This window comes from Novipirellula caenicola (assembly GCF_039545035.1).
Classification (GTDB): Bacteria; Planctomycetota; Planctomycetia; order Pirellulales; family Pirellulaceae; genus Novipirellula; species Novipirellula caenicola.
In genome coordinates this window covers 145,242-163,821 of sequence record NZ_BAABRO010000002.1, presented here as the reverse complement: position 1 = coordinate 163,821, position 18,580 = coordinate 145,242, and the positions used below count along the sequence as shown (strand labels likewise).

Here is an 18,580-nt window from a genome sequence, read left to right as displayed (position 1 = left end):
ATTGCGTTTAGGCTGCTTTGACTGACTCATGATTCCATCCAATTGTATCGCGACTTTTTGTAGGATTGTCTTCGTGTACGGCGCGGGCAGGCAAGGACACTTCCATTCGTGATCCTCGCCCTTCGCCATCGCTGTGTGCGGTCAAGGAACCGCCGTGCTGAGATACGATGCGATAGGTGATGCTCAAACCGAGTCCCGTGCCGGTGCCATCGCGGCGGCGAGTGAAGAAGGGTTCGAACAAATGCTTCAGCACATCGGGGCTCATTCCGCAACCGTTGTCTTGAACAACGACTGTGGTCGTGTTGTCGTCGCCGGAAACGTAAATGTCAACCGCGCCGTCGGTATCAACGCTTTCGAGCGCGTTGGTGACCAAGTTCAGCACGACTTGCCGGATTTCTTGCGGATTGACATGAGCATAGGCCGACTCGGCGATATGGGTGCGCAACGTCTTGCAGCGATACTTACCCACCTTGCTAACCATCGAGACGACTTCTTCGACCAGCTCTTTCAAGTCGGTCGATGCGCGTCGCACTTCATTCAAACGACTGAAATCGAGCAGCCGTTCGGTGATCCCTTTGCAGCGGAAGGCTTCGTCTTCGATACGCCGCAAATTGGTACGTACGATGGTCAAAAAGTCATCATCAAATTTGTTCTCAGTGCCGGTCAAACAAATCGCTTCCTCGAGTCGGGATTCGAGCGATTCAGCGCTCCAAGCAATGGTCGCCAATGGATTGTTGATCTCGTGAGCCACGCCTGCCGCTAAAAAACCAACGCTGGCGAGTTGCTCGTTCTGGATCACTTCACGCGTTCGTTCGCGGACTTGCCGGTCCAAGTCGGTGCATAGCGAATTGACTTTCTTGTACGCTTTCTGAAAACGATCGGTCATTTCGTTCATCGCTGCGGCCAGCTCGCTAAGCTCGTCGCCGGTCCCCAAGTCGATGCGGTGATTCAATTGGCCGCCGGCAACCAGCCGCGACCCGACGATCAGCGTGCGAAACGGTTTGACGACCAACGAGTGGAACCCCCAAACCAGCAGCGCCACCAAGCTCATCGATACGATCGTGCACAGGCATGCGACCGCAAACCACGTGCGGTATTGACCGCGGACATCATGGCTAAACGCCGCCATCCCGCCGTGGATTAGCGACAGATGTTCGTGGGTCTGTTCGACCAGCGAATCCAACCGCTCGGACAATTCGCTTTTCAGCGAGTAGTCAATCGTGACCGGTCGACGATGAAAACGATCAAGGTCATCGACGGATTTTCGAATCTCCGCCAGACTTCGTCGTTGCCGCGCCGCATCGATCAGCAAGTTCGATTCGGCATCAATCGAGTTCAGGACGTCCTCGTAAAGCTGGAGCCGCAAATCAAGTTCGAGCAACACTTGCTTGTAGCGAGACCGCTCAATCTCAACGAGCGGGTTTTCTAGCAACGCGGCATCGATCATGCCCCCGTTGTGCTGCAAATCCTTGAGCCGGCTATTGCGATCCCGCAGCGTTTCCGCCAAACGATTGATATCATTGGCGTAAGGGATCTCCGTCGCCCGCCGGCTGATCGCGTTGGCGAGTTGCTGGTAGCGGTTAAGCCCCCAGAAACCGCTAAAGGCAAGGATCAACATGATTGTTGAAAGTAGCCCGAGAGCGGCAAAAAGTTTTGTACGAATGGATCGTCGACGAAGCACGAAAATTCCCCTCCCTGGCCGAAAACGCTTGAAAAATCCTTTTCAGCGGCGCGAAACTTCAGCCTATCGATCTGCATCGAATTGGACAAGACGAACCCAAACAGAAACTTGTTGTCGCGGCTTCCTATCCCAACGAAGCCGCCGAGAGTTCAGCCCGCTGCCGTCAATCCTACGACAAGATGCAATCAGTTGCTTGCATTTGATTGCTAGCGTTTGAGTGTCAATGCTGGAAATTTTCAGCGTAAAAGACGAAGTGGATCTCTTGGAAATGACGAAACAAGTCGAGTAGGCTGTTTGGGATCCCTGGGAATGATTTTGTTTCCGGGTGCATTTCTGAACGTCTTAAACGCTTTCAAGGTGAGGCGTTTCATCTACCTCCGAGCTGCCGGTGGCACTTGATTCGTTCTCTTAGTCGTTTCTGTTCTCAGCCTTCTCGATCCACGAAGCGGGCGATCCTTTTCGCAATGTTGTTGTGGGGGATGACGCCTGAATCGACACGTGGCAGCGAAGTCGATGCATCGTGGCTGCGATTAGCTAGCCATGGGCAAAAGCAAACACCGATCGAATTGCCTTGGAGCAAACCGCCGGGCGAAGCTGCGGTTCCATTGACGGATGCTAGCGGAACGGTGCGTGCCGATGGCGGCGACGCGAGCCCTAGTTGGTTCGATCCGTCGCTCGGCGATGCGACACGTCCGAGGAATCGCACCGACGAAACGACAGGATGGGGATTCACCGACGGGATGATTACGGAGTCTTCCCCATCGTCAGAACATGCCCGTTTGCATGGTCAGGTCCATACGTTCGAACAGGACACCGTACATGAAGAGTGGTTGCCGTCGGTGCATTCATCGAATGCAAATCGATCGCAACCGCAACATGATTGGGTGATTTTGCCGGACGGGCTGCTCTATAAATCGTACCTTGCCGGGCCTCACGAGCCGCGTATTTCGACTGTCCTGTTTAGCGATACCGAGAGCGGGATCTTGTGGGACGCGACGCTCGGCGGACGTGTCGGATTGTTGCGCTATGGAACGCCGGGGGCGGTCGCAGCGGAAGGTTGGCAGTGGGATCTCGAAGGAGCCGTGATGGTTCGGTTGGATGTCGAAAATTCAGAAGACGTCGAATCGATGGACTTTCGTTTCGGAACGCTGATCACGTACGCGGATGGACCATGGTCCGCGAAACTCGGCTACTTTCACATCTCGTCGCACGTGGGCGACGAATACATGGAACGTTTTCCGTTGTTTCAGCGAATCAACTATGTGACGGAATCGCTGATCGCGGGCGTTAGTTACCAAGCATCTGATCCGCTGCGGGTGTACGGCGAGTTTGCCTATGCGGTAAAGGCGTCCGGCGGCGCCAAGCCAATCCAAATTCAATTCGGTGCCGAGCACGTACCGGTTCCGCTACAGCCTAAGCGTGGCGGGCCATTTAACGCCATCAACGTCGACGTTCGTGAAGCAGTCGATTTTTCGCCCACGATGACGCTGCAAACCGGTTGGCAGTGGCAGGGTATGGCGTCACAACGCCGAATTCGTTTTGGACTGCAATATCTAAACGGCTACACCACGCAGTTCGAGTTCTTTCATCAACGCGAAGAGCAAATCGGCATCGGTAGCTGGTTCGATTACTAGCATCGCCTCGGTAATCATCTTCACAAAAAAAAGCGGCCAACCCTCGCCAGAGGGCAGCCGCTTTTGGTTGTCAGGTTTCGCCGTGTGATCACCGAGCAAATCGGTGCGTTCGGAGATTAGCGTATCGCCGGAGTTGGGACGCCGCGAGCAACGCTAGGTTTCGAGCGAAAGATCTTTCGAGTGCGTTCCGGTTTGTACGCGGGCTCTTCGGATTCGACGATGGTTTCGCCGGGGTAGTGCGATTCGCCTGAGATGTATTCTTCGCCAACGTGAAATTCGCTCGGGTAAGATTCCGAAACGCAGGATTCGCAACCGCAGCCGACCTCGCAACCTGAATCGCAACCGCCGTCACAGCCACCATGGCAACCGCCATCACAGCCTGATTCGACCCCACATCGATATCCCCACAGGCTTTCAATTCCTGAGAAGACCGAGCGGCATTTGCCACAGGATTGGCCGTTGTGATTCCCGCACTTGTCGCAGGGATCGCAAGCGTCGGCGGGATGGTTGATCCAAGGATCGACGTACAGTTCGCCACAGCCATCACATTCGCCGCATCCGGGCGTACCGCAGCCTCCGCCGCCGAACATCAGCGGTCCATTGGCTCCGCCGCACGTGGGACCGCAACACCCGGTGAACCAAAGGAGGGCGATGGAGAGAGTCAGGAGTGAGAGCTGTTGTGTCGGTTTCATTGGATTTAGACCTTCGTCGTCTTGCCGAGTGGATAGTTGTCAATTCGGCCATCCCATTCGACTCAGTCCAATAAATCCTTATAATCCGCAAAATTTAACAGCCCGCGGAATGCTAGCAGCCCACGGAATGCTGGTAGCCCCATGCGAGTAGGCCAAGGAACAGCGGAATCAAATTCCCACGGCCTCAATCGGGCCAGTTATCATTGGTCCCTTGGCGTTGCCCACTGCTGACCATGAGATTGCTCGCCTGGCTGGCATTTTTGGCCAAGTTAGGACGGCTTCCTCGTCCTGGCTTCCTCACACTCCCCTCCCCCCTTCATCTTTGCTGATCTGCTTTGGAGACGACTTCATGAAATGGCGTTTGATTGCTGGAACTCTTTTCGTTTGCTTTGCCTGTGGTGGTGCTGTTGCCCAATCGGCCGCGGAAACTGCCGCGAAACCATCCTCGGCTGATCTGCCTGAGGTGGGCAAGATTGACGGCGTGCAACCTCGAAACGTCGTTTTCATTTTGACAGACGACCATCGCTATGACGCGATGGGGTTCATGGGGCATCCGTTTCTCGAAACGCCGCACCTCGATTCGCTCGCCTCGGGCGGAGTCCATTTGAAGAATGCGTTTGTCACAACATCCCTTTGTTCACCCAGCCGGGCGTCGATTTTGACAGGGCTGTACACCCACAAGCATCGCGTGATTGACAACAATCGTGCGGTGCCTGAGGGAACGATTTTTTTTCCTCAGTACCTGCAAAAGGCTGGCTACCGCACTGGGTTCATCGGCAAATGGCATATGGGCGGCGAGCATGACGACCCACGCCCTGGATTTGACCACTGGATCAGCTTCCGTGGCCAAGGCAATTACTTGCCACCGGGGCCGAATTACACGCTGAACGTCAATGGTAAACGAGTCAAGCAGAAAGGTTACATCACCGATGAATTGACCGACTACGCGATCGAGTGGCTTGAATCGCAGAAGGACTCGGATGAACCGTTTTGTTTGTATCTGTCGCATAAGGCGGTGCATTCGAATTTCACGCCTGCCAAGCGACATGCCGACCGCTACGCCAATGCCGACCTTAGCTTTCTTCCGCGTGGCAAAGAAATCTCCGCCGAAAACAACGCACCTCGTTGGGTTCGCGACCAACGCAACAGCTGGCACGGCATCGATTTTTCCTACCACAGCGACAATGGACTCGATTACCTCTACCGCCGATATTGTGAATCGCTGTTGGCGGTGGACGACAGTGTCGGCCGTGTGCTTGATCAGCTTAAAAAGATGGGAATCCACGACTCGACGCTGGTCATCTATATGGGCGACAATGGTTTTATGTGGGGCGAACATGGCTTGATCGACAAACGGGTTTCGTACGAAGCGTCGATTCGCGTGCCGATGATGATGCATTGCCCTGAACTCTACGAAGGAGGGACGGTGGTCGAATCGGTGATTGGAAACATCGATATCGGGCCCACGATCTTGCATGCTGCGGGCTTGGAAACGCCCGACTACATGGACGGCAAGAGTTTTCTCGAACTCCCCAACAATCCCGACTTGGATTGGCGAGACTATTTTCTCTACGTCTACTATTGGGAAAAGAACTTTCCGCAGTCGCCCACGCAATTTGCGCTTCGCGGTGATCGTTTCAAATACATCACCTATTACGGACTGTGGGACGTCGACGAATTGTATGACCTGGCCAGCGATCCAGGCGAAACAAAGAATCTGATCGCCAATCCCGACTACCGGTCGGTCGTCAAAGAGATGGAGAACCGGTTGTACGAAATGCTAGGCGACGCCGGAGGGATGGACATCCCGATGAATCAACCTCGCGGCGGTTCGCAGAACAAACGTTGGGCGGAGCGTGGTGGTGAGGAAGCTGCGGATTTCCCTGCCGCGATCGTGGTCGAAGAACCGCTGAACAAAGGCGCCCGCTAAAACGAGCGACCCTCATTTTGGGATATTGCCGTCACCGAGCCCGCATCGGCACTCGGTGACGGCGAATTTGGCCGCGTGCCAAACGCATTGTGGAACGTTTTCTCGCGACCGGTTATATGGGTAGCGGGGCGAGAGTGGCAACTTGCGCAGTGGTCTATTTTACCTAATCGGCGCCAGCGGTCGGGGCGCGATGGAACACGGTGACGCCAAGGACGATTTTGATATCGGATTTTACGCAATTTTCCGAACGAAACATCTAGAAGGAGTCGGTCGTCGGGATCGACAACGTGGATTGCAACTGACGAAGTGATCCTGCGTTTGTCCCTTCGTTCGATTTTTCCGTCGGAGAGATCCCGTGAACCGGTTGCCTCAAACGCCCGAAGAACTGGTGCTTCAATTTGAGCTCGCCGAAATGCTCGAGCTGCTCGAGGATCTCGGTTTCGAGTCCAATGCTCAGGCCGCCGCCATGTTCAAACAGACGCTGAAATCGCTGGGATGCCTCGAAAAGACGCTGGCTCACTTTGCCGCGCCCACTCGGTTGCGCCGCGCAGGCTAGCCGATCCCCCGTGTTGTTAGGCCCGCCATCTGTGGCGGTTATGTTCGGCGGGCTCGCGGCGGGCCGAGAATAATCTAAAATGCTTTGCTTCACTACGAATCGGAGCGTTGGACCTTGGACCTCAAAAATACGAATCAGCCCGCACTGTATTTGCGTCACCTCGATCTCGAGCATGTTGACGCATTGGCGCGGCGAATGGTCGATTGCTTGCCCGCCGGGATTTCCTTTGGATTGGTCGGGACGTTGGGGGCGGGCAAAACGCGGATCGTCCAGTCGATTGCCGCGGCGACGGGGGTTGATCCTGCGGATGTAACAAGTCCCACGTTCACGCTGCTGCAATCCCATCACGGATCGATCACGCTGCATCATTTGGATGCCTACCGCGTCAGCGATGACGATGAATTTTTGGAGTTGGGGGTCGAAGAACTCTTTGACGATCCACAAGCTTGGACACTGGTCGAGTGGGCGGATCTCGTCCGTTCGGTGATGCCATTGGAAACCGTGTGGATCAAGATCGATATCGAACAGGATGCCCGTTTTCGTCAAATCACGATGTCGACTCAGGATCTCGCGCTGCATGAATCGCTTCGCTTGCTTCATCAACAGTGCATTGACGATGGCTGGTCTGCGGCATGAGTGACGCTGTCCGTTCAGTGCTGAAAAATTGGTTCGAACATTCTCGCATCGAATCGATCCAGCCGATTGCGTCGGGATTGAGCGGGGCTGCCGTGTTTCGTGTCTCGATTGCCCAGGGGCAGACGTGGGCGCTGAAACGCTATCCGCTGCACACTTCTTTGTCTCGCGTGGACCAGATTCATAGGGTGATGGTCACGGCAAAGAACAACGGCTGCGATGTGGTACCCGAGCTTAAGCGATGCGGGCCAAAGCTGGGCGGGCCAAAGCGATACGATCCAGGTGATGCCGGAGTGCCCAATCGCTACGCCATTGATGATGGCCAATACGTTTGGGAGCTAGCCCAGTGGATTGACGGCCAACCATGGCGCGAGCCCGCGACGGGAACCGGTCTGCTGGTCAGCGATTCAGCGGCTGCAGGCGATCTTGCTGCCAATGCGGAAACCGAACGACGACGCCACGAAGCGATGTTGCGTGGCGGATCGGCAATCGCCGTTTTTCACCGCTCGGTACGTTCGTTGGGAACGCAGCTGCAAGCACCCCCATGTGTCTTGACGCGTCAAAAGCGGCTAAAGGAATTGGGCTCGCAAATGGACGCGATCATCGCAAGCGATCTGATGCAGGTCGAGCATCTGCATCTGCGGTTTTCGTTGCAGACGGCGATCGAGCGATTTCGAGCCGATTGGAATCGCGTCACAAGTCCGCTGGCTGCGACTTTGGCGGCGCTATCACACGAGTCGGTTGAGACGCAAATCGTGCTGGGGGACGTTCATGCCGAGCACATTTTCTTTGCCAATTCCTGCGCGGGCGATGCAGTCGAATCTTGTTCGGTCGTCGGGATCATCGATTTTGACGCGGTTCGGATGGATGCGGCTGCCACCGATCTGGCCCGCTGGATTTCCAGCTTCCTAGGTGAGTGTACGGATGTGCATACTGCGTGGCATTCGGTATTGGCGGGTTATCGGCTAGAATCGTCATTGGATGAACAGCAAGAAGTGATTGCGAAAAGCATCGTTCAGGTTTCAGCCTGGATTAACCTTGCCAATTGGGCGACTTGGTTATTGCTTGACCATCAGAATTTTTCCTACGATGACGAGCAGATTGCCCAGCGGATCGATCAATGGATTCGAGTCATTGATAAACTCGGTAGATGATCGGTTGGCGAAGCGAATTGGATTCTCGGCAAAGAGCTTATTTGAAGCGTACTGAACATGATAAATAGAAACGGCGGCGGACTTCTTGGACTTGGATGTTTGTTGCTGGCCTTTGTGGTCGGCATCCCCCATGTTGCAACAGCCCAGTCGGGGTTTGGCAACGACGGCGGCGTCTTCTCCGATTTCTCACTGGGCGGATTCGGCCAAGACTCGGGGGACCCGGCGAAATGGGAAGCCAAGTACTTTGTCGAGGAATCCGGCACGCAAGGACGTTTGGAGGTGATCGTCGATGTGGACGCGGGTTGGCATATCTATTCGGTGACGCAGCCCGCCGGCGGACCGATGAAGACGAAATTGTCAATCGAGTCGCCCGAGTCCGTGAAATTGGCAGGCAAGTTCGTTCCCGACGAAGCGCCGCACAAAAGTGTGTCGGAGATTTTTAAAGGGATCACGATCGAAGAACATGGCGGCCGCGTGGTCTGGTCTGCGCCACTTGTCGTCCCCACTGATTTTCGTGACCCGATTTCGATCGCCGTCGAGGCCCAGGTTTGTAAGCCCGATGGCGCTTGCATCCCCATTTCAGAAACATTGACGGCCGCCTTCGCAGGCAACGTCGCCGCTGCCGCCGCGATGACCCAAGCTGATGCCGAATCGGGAAATCAAGCGGTTGAACCGGCGAAGACGGTTGCTACCAAACCATTTCGAGACGACGGTTACGAGGTGCAGTGGACGGCGGAATTGACGCCTGCCACGGTGGCTCCGGGAGATCGAGCGACGCTAAAGCTGACGGCGATTCCGGATGCTGGATTCCATGTTTATCAATTGACCGTGGATGACGCCGACTTTTCGACCAACATGGTGGTGTCTGAAAAATCGGGACTGCTCGTTGGCCAACCCAAAGCGAGCAGCGTCGCGGTGCCGGTCGATGTCAAATTGTTGCCGGGCGTGATGTTTCACAAAGGCACTGTGACATGGTCGTTGCCTGTGCAGGTTCCCAAGGACGCCGAACCGGGGGCTCACAAGATCGCCGGCATGATCGCGTACCAAGCTTGTACGGACAAGAGTTGCCAACAACCGATGGCGCTGACGTTTTCAACCACGCTGAATGTCGGCAGCGCAAGCGGGGCTGGGACCTCGTCTGCGGCGGTCCAGTTCGCTAGCGTGAAACGCGCCGATGTACTTGATGCGGCTGCCGAGACCCAGTGGGTCGACAAACTGCCAACCAAGCCTGCACCCGCAACCCAAGACACCGGCGACGACACCGAATCGCAGCCCACCGGTGACGCGGTTGCAACCGGCGCAGCGACTGCCGCCGACGGCGAAGCATCTCTTGATGACAACGCCGAAGACACTGCGGCCCATCCAGCCACTCCGGTTCAGCCCATCGTGATCAACGATGGCGACGACTCCGAAGGCCGCCCGTTTGCGGTCGTATTGATGTTTGCGTTCTTAGGCGGGGTGATCCTGAACTTCATGCCCTGCGTGTTGCCGGTGGTGGGACTAAAAGTAATGAGTTTTGTTCAGCAAGCCGGCGCCGATCGCAAGCGTGCGTTCTTGCTGAATTTCTTCTACGCGGCCGGCATCATGTCGGTATTCGCACTGTTAACGGCACTGGCCGTCGTCTTTTCACTGTCTTGGGGTGAGCAGTTTACCTACTTGCCTGTTCGACTCGGTTTGACGCTGCTGATGTTTGCGATGGCGCTTAGCTACCTTGGCGTGTGGGAGATTCCAGCGCCGGGCATGGCCGGTGGCAAGGTCTCGCAAGACTTGCAAAAACGTGAAGGTTATCCGGGGGCGTTCGCCAAAGGGGCGTTTGCCACCGTGTTGTCGACGCCTTGTAGTGGCCCGTTTCTCGGCGCCATTTTCGGTTTGACGATCGCTTTGACCGCCGCGGAAACGACCGCGTTGATGATGACCATCGGATTGGGAATGGCGATCCCTTATATCATGATCGGCATTTGGCCCAAGCTGGTGGCGTGGTTGCCCAAGCCAGGAAATTGGATGGAGACGCTAAAAGAATTTTTGGCGTTCTTGTTCTTGGCCACCGTGGCATTCTTTTTCAACCAGTTCAGCGACGACCACAAGGTGCCGGTCTTCGTAACGTTGTTAGGCGTATGGTTCGGTTGCTGGATCATCGGCAAGGTTCCCAATTGGGCCGATATCGAAAAACGATTGGTGGCTTGGGTGAGCGGTGTGGCAGTCGCCACGGCAATCGGCATGATGGCGTTTCAGTACTTGGGCGCCGAGCCCGCTCCTCAAGAGGGCGTCAAGACGATCGCTTGGGAAGAGTACAGCGAAGAACGTCTGCAGGAATTGCAAGCCGAAGGCCGCACCGTGATGATCGATTTCACTGCAAAGTGGTGCGTGAACTGTATTGTCAACTACAACGTGGCGCTGAACACCGAGGAAACTCGCAAGGTGATCGAAGAACTCGATGCGGTGCCGATGTTGGCGGATTGGACTGATCACAATCCCGAGATCAAATCGAAACTGGCTGAATTGCAGAGTCGCTCGATCCCGGTTTTGGCGATCTACCCCGGATCCAACCCGAACCAACCGATCGTGCTGCGTGACTTGGTTAGCCAATCCGCAGTCATCGACGCATTGCGTCAAGCCGGTGCGAGTGTCGACGATCCGGCGATCGCGCGATCGAAGAAGTCGCCATCGAAATCAACGGCGTTTGTTCATTAACATGCTTGATTCCAATGAAACCATCGTGGCCATCGCGTCACCGACCACACCCGCGATGCGAGGAATTGTTCGCATGTCGGGGCAATCGGTGGTGCCGATCTTGGAAGCGGTGGGAATCAAGTCCTCACAAGCCAAACGCGCTCAAGTGATCCAAAGCCGGATCGATCTCGGCACACCGCTCGGTAAATTGGATATCGCGGTGTCGCTGTGGCCGACATCGCAAAGTTATACGGGGCAACCGTCTGCGGAACTGCACACGATTGGTTCGGCGCCTGTGTTGCAATCGATCGTCAACGTGTTGACGACCGCGGGGGCGCGTGCGGCGCGTCCCGGTGAATTTACGATGCGGGCGTTTTTGGCAGGACGGTTGGATTTGCCGCAAGCCGAAGCGGTGCTTGGCGTCATCGAAGCCGAACAACGAGGGTCGCTCGAGCATGCGTTGAATCAATTGGCGGGAAATCTATCCCGGCCGCTCGAACAGATGCGTAGCGAGATGCTTGATCTGCTTGCCGACGTCGAAGCAGGACTCGATTTTGTCGACGAGGACATCGAATTCATCAGTGACGAAGCGCTCGTTGAGCGGCTTAGTGTGATTCATGCCGCGGTCGATAAAACACGCCAATCGATGGAATCCCGAGGCGGCAACCGCTCGCGAGCGATTGTAGCGTTTCGCGGTAATCCCAACGCGGGTAAGAGCCATTTAATCAATGCATTGGTGGGCCGCGAGGTGGCGATTGTCGCTGACGTTGCCGGTACCACCCGCGATGTCGTCTCGGTCGAAACCACGCTCGACGGACATGCCGTTCAGTGGGTCGACACCGCGGGGATCGAGAGCCGAGCTCAGCACGACCCACTGTTTGAGATCACCGCGGCGTCACAGGCTCACGCGCTTCGCGCTTCGCAAAATGCGGACGTGCGAATTTGGTGTGTCGATGCGTGCCACGACGATCTGGCGGCTCAGCGACGTTATTTTGAAACGCACGATGGATCATCCAAGCGGTCGTCGATTGACATTTGGGTCGCTACGAAATCCGATCTGATTGATTCAACCCAACGACAACCTGATTGGATGTATACCAGCGTGATCACGGGTGACGGTGTCGATCGATTGCGTGATCGAGTATCACAGTTCGTCGCATCGCATGACAAGGAAGAAGTGGGCTCGATCATGGGAACGGCCGCACGCTGTTCCGGTTCGCTCGCCCACGCTGCCACGTGCATCGAAACGGCGATTCGTTTTGTGCAGCAAGGCGACGGTCATGAATTTGTCGCGTCCGAACTGCGAGTCGCTGTTGAATGCCTTGGTGAGGTCACCGGGGCGGTCTACACTGACGATATCTTGGATCGTGTGTTCGGTCGCTTCTGTATCGGAAAATAATCATGCAATCGCAGAAACCAATCGCCGCAGTGCTACCGCGAAATCGTGTGCGGGGAAATCAAGTGCCCGCTGCGGTTCATGTGGCTCCGCATGATTCGCCCCTAGGCGTGATCCATTCGGTTTGGACGACGCGTGGATTGTGGCGTTTGCAATGGGGCAATGAAACGCCGGAATGGAGTGAGCAGGACGGTTCGCAAACGGTTCTCGGTTGGGCTCAATCGCTTGACGATCGTTTGAATTCCTTTTTCGAATTCGGTTGCACAACGTTTGAGACCATCCCGGTGGACGAATCGAATTGGACTCCGTTTGCCAAAGCGGTTTATCGCCAGTGTCGTGAAATCCAGCCTGGCAACACGCTTACCTACAAACAGCTTGCTGAACGCGCGGGAAGCCCTGCCGCCAGCCGCGCCGTAGGCAGCTGCATGGCTCGCAATCGGATTCCCATCGTCATCCCCTGTCATCGCGTCGTTGCATCCTCGGGACACCTTTGCGGATTCAGTGCCCCTGGCGGTCTGGACACCAAACAATTTTTGTTGGACTTGGAAAATAGCGATGCGGTACCGCTGGCCGTCACTTGGACATCGTGATCGGAGTCGACGAGTCAAACTGCTTGCATCGCCGACTTGATTGCTCCAGCGTTCCCCTCAATTGACGGCGTTGAGCAACCGAAATGATTTTAAGCGATCCACGCCCGAATTGCTGATTGCCGACGTCTGCGGTGACGATGTTCACCTCAGCGGCGTGTTGGTGACACCGGTCGCCTTGCCTGGTTACAAACTCGCCAAAAACGAAGAACTCGTTCAGAAAAACGAAATTCATGAGCAGCACGTTCACTTACTCTGACATTGCCAAAATGATCGATCACGCGTTGCTGGCACCAACGCTATCGGCGTCTGATTTGGATCATGGAATCAAATTGGCATTGGCCTACGATGTGGCAAGCGTTTGTATCATGCCGTGTGCGGTGCCGCAGTGTGCGGAACAATTGTCCGGCAGCACGGTCAAGACATCGACGGTGATTGGGTTCCCGCTTGGCGTGAACAGCACGACGGTGAAACAAACCGAGGCCGAGCGGGCGATCGCAGATGGTTGCGAAGAACTCGACATGGTCGTCAATATTTCAAAGGTGCTCAGCGGCGATTGGACGTACGTTCGCGATGACGTCGCAGCGGTGATCGATGTTGCCCATCAAGCTGGGCAAAAAGTGAAAGTGATCTTCGAAAATTGTTATCTGAACGAGGATCAAAAGGTTCGGCTCTGTCAGATCTGCGGCGAACTGAATGCCGACTGGGTCAAAACATCGACGGGGTTTGGAACCGGTGGCGCGACGATCGAAGATCTCCAGCTGATGCGATCTCAGACGCCCAGCCACGTCCAAGTGAAAGCAGCCGGCGGAATTCGTGACCTGCAAATGGTCATCAAGGTGCGAGAAATGGGTGTCACACGGGTTGGCGCCAGCCGGACAAAAGAGATGCTTGATGAGTGCCGATCGCAGCTTGGATTTCCCCCAATTGACGTAACTGCTGGACCCACAAGCACTTACTGATTTCGGTAAAAAAAGATGAGTACATCTTCTGTCTTCCGTCGTTAAAGAGCTGCCCTTAATCGGGTTTTTGCGAACGTTTAGTCCGCCTTGGTAAAACCCACGGCGCAAAAATACTGAAATTTGCGGCAGATTTTCGCATTTACATGGCCCCCCCACGTTGCGGAAAAACCGCTTTTGTAGTTTACTATCCGTAGAGCTTAGCTCTCCCCAGCGAATAGTTATCAGGTCCCTGTTTAGAGGGGCCGTCACAAGCTAGCTGGTGGGTGACCAACTCCGTCGTTTGCCCCACGACGCATTGTGTTGCCCGCCAGCTTTTTTTATTGGGGAATTGGCAGTGGACTGCCCGCTTTTCACGGCCATCCTCTTCGCGTTCTCTCGTTGCCGTCCTGGGATCGTGATTGGTATTCACGCTCTTTTATCCAACCGCAATCTCAGTCGAATTGTTTTTTTTCGAGTAAGCGGTCAAAATAGAGACACACGGCAGGAAAGCAGCCATCACAATCGTCCGTCAAATCAACCGACGTGTTCCCAGAGTTCCCCTCATGACGACTCCTCTTCAAGCGATTCGCGATTTACTGAACGAAGATAAACGTTATCGCATCGAAGCTTATCAATTCATCCGCGAGTCGCTGCATTACGCTCACGAGAACAACGAAGCGACCAGTGCGGCGATGGCCGACGCGGATCCGTCGCCGGGAATCGCTTCGGAAAATCCGAATCACGTCACCGGACAACAACTTTGCGAGTCATGTCGACGTTACGCGATTGATCAATATGGCTACTTGGCCAAGATGGTTTTGGCCAATTGGGGCATTCGCTCGACAAGCGACCTCGGCGAATTGGTGTACAATCTGATTCGCATCGAACAGATGCGTAAAAGTGAAACCGATCGCCGCGAGGATTTTGATGACGTCTTTGATTTTGACGACGCGTTCGAGCCTCAGTTTGAACTTGTCGCTCGCGACGAAGACTGAGTCAAAACGAGTGCCAAAACGAGTGCCAGCTTGGTTGTGGGCTGGATGCTTCGTCTGCTTCCTGATCGCCGGTTCGGCGAACAGCGTTTCGGCTCAAGGTACCACCACTGACGAACCATCAACGCAATCGGTGGATCACTCAGCGTCCCCCCCGGACGAAAAGCCGCGGCGTACTTATTTGGGACGCATTGTCGCGCAGCCGATGGGGCATCAAGGCGCACCATGGCTGATTCGTGATAACCGCGACGATGAAGAAAACGCGTCGGATTCGTTCGTTCAACTGCAGTTAACCGAAGGCATGGTCGTATGCGATCTTGGCTGCGGCAATGGTTACTGGACGCTGCCGATGGCGAAAAAGGTTGGCGAGAGCGGCCGCGTGTTGGCGGTCGACATTCAGCGTGAAATGCTCCAAAAACTTCGGGTTCGCAGTGCCAAAGCCAAACTGCGAAACATCGAACCGATTCTCGGGAAAGTCGACAATCCCAATCTGCCGCTTGGCGAATTGGATCTCGTTTTAATGGTCGACGTTTACCACGAATTCTCGCATCCCGAATCAATGCTGTGGCACCTCCACCGCGCACTAAAACCAACGGGCGTCATTGCGCTGCTGGAATACCGTGAGGAGGACCCTTCGGTGCCGATTAAGCCCCTGCATAAGATGTCAAAAAATCAGATCATGAAGGAGTATCAGCGGAACCACTTCAAGCTGGTGAAAGAGTATAACATGCTGCCTTGGCAACATTTGATGTTCTTCGCCCGTGACGACAGTCCGCTTGAATCCATCGATCCGATTCCGGCGAAGCAAGTTCTCGAAGCACTTCCTTGAACCAACGTCGCCGTACAACCTGCCTATATTCCTCCCACCCAACGGAAGTCCCACGCAATGGCTCCTAGTGTTCGCATCCGTCTTTCCGTCATGATGTTCCTGCAGTTCTTTATCTGGGGATCATGGTATGTGACTGCCCCCAATTATCTGAGCACCATCGGATTCGAGGCGACTGATTTTGGAAATACCTATTCGGTGGGGCCGATTGCCGGTTTGCTAACACCGCTGTTGGTCGGTTTGATCGCGGATCGTTTCTTTTCGGCCCAAAAGGTACTCGCGATCCTGCATCTGCTCGGGGGCGTGATCATGTTTGCCGCGGTTTCGTTTATGAAGGGAGAATCGCCGTCGCCATCGGTGATCAACTGGGGATTCTTCCTTGGCTACATGCTGACCTATTATCCGACGCTAGCGTTGACCAATACGATCGCGTTGAAAAACATGTCCGACCCGGAAAAGGAATTTCCTGGCATTCGAGTGCTGGGCACCATTGGCTGGATTGCCGCTGGTTTTGCGTTGACCTTTACTGGTTACGAGACCAATTCGGGAATGTTTTATATGACCGCGGTAGCCGCGATCGCGCTGGGCGTGTTCAGCTTTGGGCTTCCGGATACCCCGCCCGTCCGCTCGGACGAAAAGGTTTCGCTTCGTCAGCTGTTCGGGCTTGATGCGTTGGCGCTGCTGAAAGATCGTTCGTATTTGGTCTTTCTGGTCTCTTCGATGTTGATCTGCATTCCGCTGGCGTTTTATTACCAAATCACCAGCCGCGTGGTGGAGTTAACCGGGTTGCCGATTGGGACAACGATGTCGTATGGCCAGATCTCGGAAATCGTGTTCATGTTGGTCATGCCGTTTTTCTTCAAACGGCTTGGCGTCAAATGGATGCTCGCAATTGGGATGTTGGCATGGGTGGGACGTTACACCTTGTTTGCCTTTGGTGCGTCCGATGAAATTCGCTGGATGATCATCTTAGGGATCGTGCTGCACGGAATCTGTTACGACTTTTTCTTCGTTACCGGACAAATTTATACCGACAAGAAAGCCCCGGAATCGGTGCGTGCTCAAGCACAAGGTTTGCTGGTCATGTTGACGCTTGGATTGGGCATGATGATTGGGGCTCAGGTCGCCGGCGTCGTCGAAGGCCAGCACACCACGGCTGAGTCGGTCGAATTTAGCGAGGTCGTGGTTGCCAAGACCAAACAGATCGACGACGCGACCAAGGCAAACGTGAGCGAATCCGAAATTGAGCTGATGCAGCAAGAAAAGGCCGACGCGCGTCATTCCGAGTTGGCGGCGATCCAGTGGTATGAGTTGTGGATGAAGCCTGCACTGTTTGCCTTGGCCGTATTGATCGGCTTTGTCTTGCTGTTCCACGAACGGGGCGTTGATATCGCCAAAGCCGACATTGACCCTGTCGAGACAAATCCGGTTGAGTGAACGCGGTGAATCGAGTTCGGCCATGTCGCCATCTGAATTTTTGGTGACGTTTCGAAACCAAGCTGCCGAGCTTGGTTTCATCGCTGTCGGAGTCGCTCCGGCGATCCAATCGCATGGTTTTTCCAATTTAGCCCGCTGGATCGAAGCGGGCTACGCGGGCGAGATGGATTACATCGCAAACCGCTTGGACGCGTACAAGCATCCTAGTGGCGTGCTCGATGGGTGCCGCAGTGTGATCGCGTTGGCGTATCCCTATGATGCCGCGCCGACGCAATCGGTCGCTCCGGGGACCGGCCGTGTAGCACGCTATGCGTGGCAAGGCGTCGATTACCACGACGTGATCCATCCTAAATTGAAACAATTGGTAGCGGCGATTCGTAAATCGTTCCCCGATGCGGCGGCGCGGGGTGTGATCGACACCGCTCCGATCATGGAGCGCGAGATCGCTCAGCTCGCGGGATTGGGATGGCAAGGAAAGAACACGCTGTTGTTGAACAAACAGCTCGGCAGCTATTTCTTTCTCGCCTGCGTATTGACCGATGTCGACTTTCCGCCCGACACGCCCCACGAATCATCGCACTGTGGCACCTGCACCGCGTGTCTGGATGCCTGTCCCACCGATGCGTTTCCACGGCCTGGCGTGTTGGACGCCACTCGCTGTATCAGTTATCTGACGATCGAAAGTCGCAGTGAAATCGCCGAGGATTTGCGTGAATCGTTAGGCGATTGGGCGTTTGGATGTGACGTTTGCCAAGAGGTGTGTCCGTGGAATCGTAAACCGACACGACACTACGAACAGGCTTCGCCGCCACGGCAACCGCTGGATGTGTTAGAGCTGCGTGCGTTGTTCTCACTGGATGAAGCGGGGTTCCGCCAACGTTATCGTAAAACGCCGTTGTGGCGGACGCGGCGGCGAGGCGTGCTGCGAAATGCCGCTCTTGTGCTGGGCAATCAACGCGATCCCGAATCGTTGCCCGCGTTGCGAATCGGGTTGGCCGACGAAGACGCCCTGGTTCGCGAAGCTTCGCAATGGGCAATCGACCAGATCCAGCGAGATTCACTTGGCTGAATGGACGAACGAGGGTTTGTCGTGAGGCGAGGTAGCTCGTGAATTACAGTCACCTCTCCCAAAACGCAGTTTAGGGAGAGGTCGAGCAGAGCCTTCAGCGATGCTCGGGTGAGGGCCTGCCTCCGGATCGCTAGCACGTCAAATCACGATCGACAGCCGATTGCTGCACCCCTTGCTCGGACGACCCTCACCCGGACGAGGCCTGCTGGGCCCGTCCGACCTCTCCCGCGCTTCGCGCGGGTGAGGTGACTTGCGAATTACAGTCACCTCTCCCAAAACGCAGTTTAGGGAGAGGTCGAGCAGAGCCTTCAGCGATGCTCGGGTGAGGGCCTGCCTCCGGCTCACTAGCAGGTCAAGTCAGGATCGACAGACGATTGTTGCA

Annotated in this window: 16 protein-coding genes; 14 read left to right on the top strand and 2 right to left on the bottom strand. The window is 55.3% G+C overall.

Annotated features, from left to right (window positions below; genetic code table 11):
* Positions 1-7: 7 nt before the first annotated feature.
* Positions 8-1,681: a sensor histidine kinase gene (locus ABEA92_RS04750; protein ID WP_345682658.1), complete on the bottom strand. Its 1,674-nt coding sequence runs from the start codon at positions 1,679-1,681 to the stop codon at positions 8-10.
* A gap of 479 nt (positions 1,682-2,160) precedes the next feature.
* On the opposite strand from ABEA92_RS04750, the gene ABEA92_RS04745 reads away from it, so the two are divergent.
* Positions 2,161-3,315 carry a DUF1207 domain-containing protein gene (locus ABEA92_RS04745; protein ID WP_345682657.1) on the top strand — a complete coding sequence of 385 codons (1,155 nt, stop codon included), beginning with the start codon at positions 2,161-2,163 and terminating at the stop codon, positions 3,313-3,315.
* Positions 3,316-3,431: 116 nt separating this feature from the next.
* Here the strand turns inward: ABEA92_RS04745 and ABEA92_RS04740 are convergent, their stop codons facing one another.
* Positions 3,432-4,007 carry a hypothetical protein gene (locus ABEA92_RS04740; protein ID WP_345682656.1) on the bottom strand — a complete coding sequence of 192 codons (576 nt, stop codon included), beginning with the start codon at positions 4,005-4,007 and terminating at the stop codon, positions 3,432-3,434.
* Between the two features lie 349 nt (positions 4,008-4,356).
* Here ABEA92_RS04740 and ABEA92_RS04735 point away from each other — a divergent pair, with 349 nt between their 5' ends.
* The 13 genes from ABEA92_RS04735 (at position 4,357) to queG (ending at position 18,198) form a co-directional block, all read left to right on the top strand.
* Complete coding sequence (locus tag ABEA92_RS04735; RefSeq protein ID WP_345682655.1) at positions 4,357-5,937, top strand: sulfatase family protein; 1,581 nt, start codon at positions 4,357-4,359, stop codon at positions 5,935-5,937.
* Between the two features lie 355 nt (positions 5,938-6,292).
* On the top strand, positions 6,293-6,493 hold the full coding sequence (locus ABEA92_RS04730) for a hypothetical protein (protein ID WP_345682654.1): 201 nt from the start codon (positions 6,293-6,295) through the stop codon (positions 6,491-6,493).
* A gap of 114 nt (positions 6,494-6,607) precedes the next feature.
* Positions 6,608-7,129, top strand: coding sequence for a tRNA (adenosine(37)-N6)-threonylcarbamoyltransferase complex ATPase subunit type 1 TsaE (gene tsaE, locus ABEA92_RS04725; protein ID WP_345682653.1), 522 nt, complete (start codon positions 6,608-6,610; stop codon positions 7,127-7,129).
* A complete protein-coding gene (locus tag ABEA92_RS04720; protein WP_345682652.1) occupies positions 7,126-8,280 on the top strand; it encodes a phosphotransferase in 1,155 nt (384 codons plus the stop codon). The genes tsaE and ABEA92_RS04720 overlap by 4 nt, the downstream gene beginning before the upstream one ends.
* A gap of 57 nt (positions 8,281-8,337) precedes the next feature.
* Positions 8,338-10,971 carry a protein-disulfide reductase DsbD family protein gene (locus tag ABEA92_RS04715; protein WP_345682651.1) on the top strand — a complete coding sequence of 878 codons (2,634 nt, stop codon included), beginning with the start codon at positions 8,338-8,340 and terminating at the stop codon, positions 10,969-10,971.
* Position 10,972: 1 nt separating this feature from the next.
* Positions 10,973-12,349, top strand: coding sequence for a tRNA modification GTPase (locus ABEA92_RS04710; protein ID WP_345682650.1), 1,377 nt, complete (start codon positions 10,973-10,975; stop codon positions 12,347-12,349).
* 2 nt (positions 12,350-12,351) lie between these two features.
* Positions 12,352-12,936: a methylated-DNA--[protein]-cysteine S-methyltransferase gene (locus tag ABEA92_RS04705; protein ID WP_345682649.1), complete on the top strand. Its 585-nt coding sequence runs from the start codon at positions 12,352-12,354 to the stop codon at positions 12,934-12,936.
* 70 nt (positions 12,937-13,006) lie between these two features.
* Positions 13,007-13,192, top strand: coding sequence for a hypothetical protein (locus ABEA92_RS04700; protein WP_345682648.1), 186 nt, complete (start codon positions 13,007-13,009; stop codon positions 13,190-13,192).
* Positions 13,167-13,895 carry a deoxyribose-phosphate aldolase gene (deoC, locus tag ABEA92_RS04695; protein ID WP_345682647.1) on the top strand — a complete coding sequence of 243 codons (729 nt, stop codon included), beginning with the start codon at positions 13,167-13,169 and terminating at the stop codon, positions 13,893-13,895. The genes ABEA92_RS04700 and deoC overlap by 26 nt, the downstream gene beginning before the upstream one ends.
* A gap of 542 nt (positions 13,896-14,437) precedes the next feature.
* Positions 14,438-14,869 (top strand): Minf_1886 family protein, encoded by a 432-nt coding sequence (locus ABEA92_RS04690; protein ID WP_345682646.1) that lies wholly within the window; start codon positions 14,438-14,440, stop codon positions 14,867-14,869.
* A gap of 61 nt (positions 14,870-14,930) precedes the next feature.
* Entirely contained in the window at positions 14,931-15,695 is a 765-nt protein-coding gene (locus tag ABEA92_RS04685) for a class I SAM-dependent methyltransferase (RefSeq protein ID WP_425572402.1), read from the top strand.
* Between the two features lie 57 nt (positions 15,696-15,752).
* The gene (locus tag ABEA92_RS04680; RefSeq protein WP_345682644.1) at positions 15,753-17,129 is read left to right on the top strand and encodes an MFS transporter; all 1,377 of its coding nucleotides are present in this window, start codon (positions 15,753-15,755) and stop codon (positions 17,127-17,129) included.
* A gap of 22 nt (positions 17,130-17,151) precedes the next feature.
* Positions 17,152-18,198 carry a tRNA epoxyqueuosine(34) reductase QueG gene (queG, locus tag ABEA92_RS04675; protein WP_345682643.1) on the top strand — a complete coding sequence of 349 codons (1,047 nt, stop codon included), beginning with the start codon at positions 17,152-17,154 and terminating at the stop codon, positions 18,196-18,198.
* Positions 18,199-18,580 lie beyond the last annotated feature (382 nt).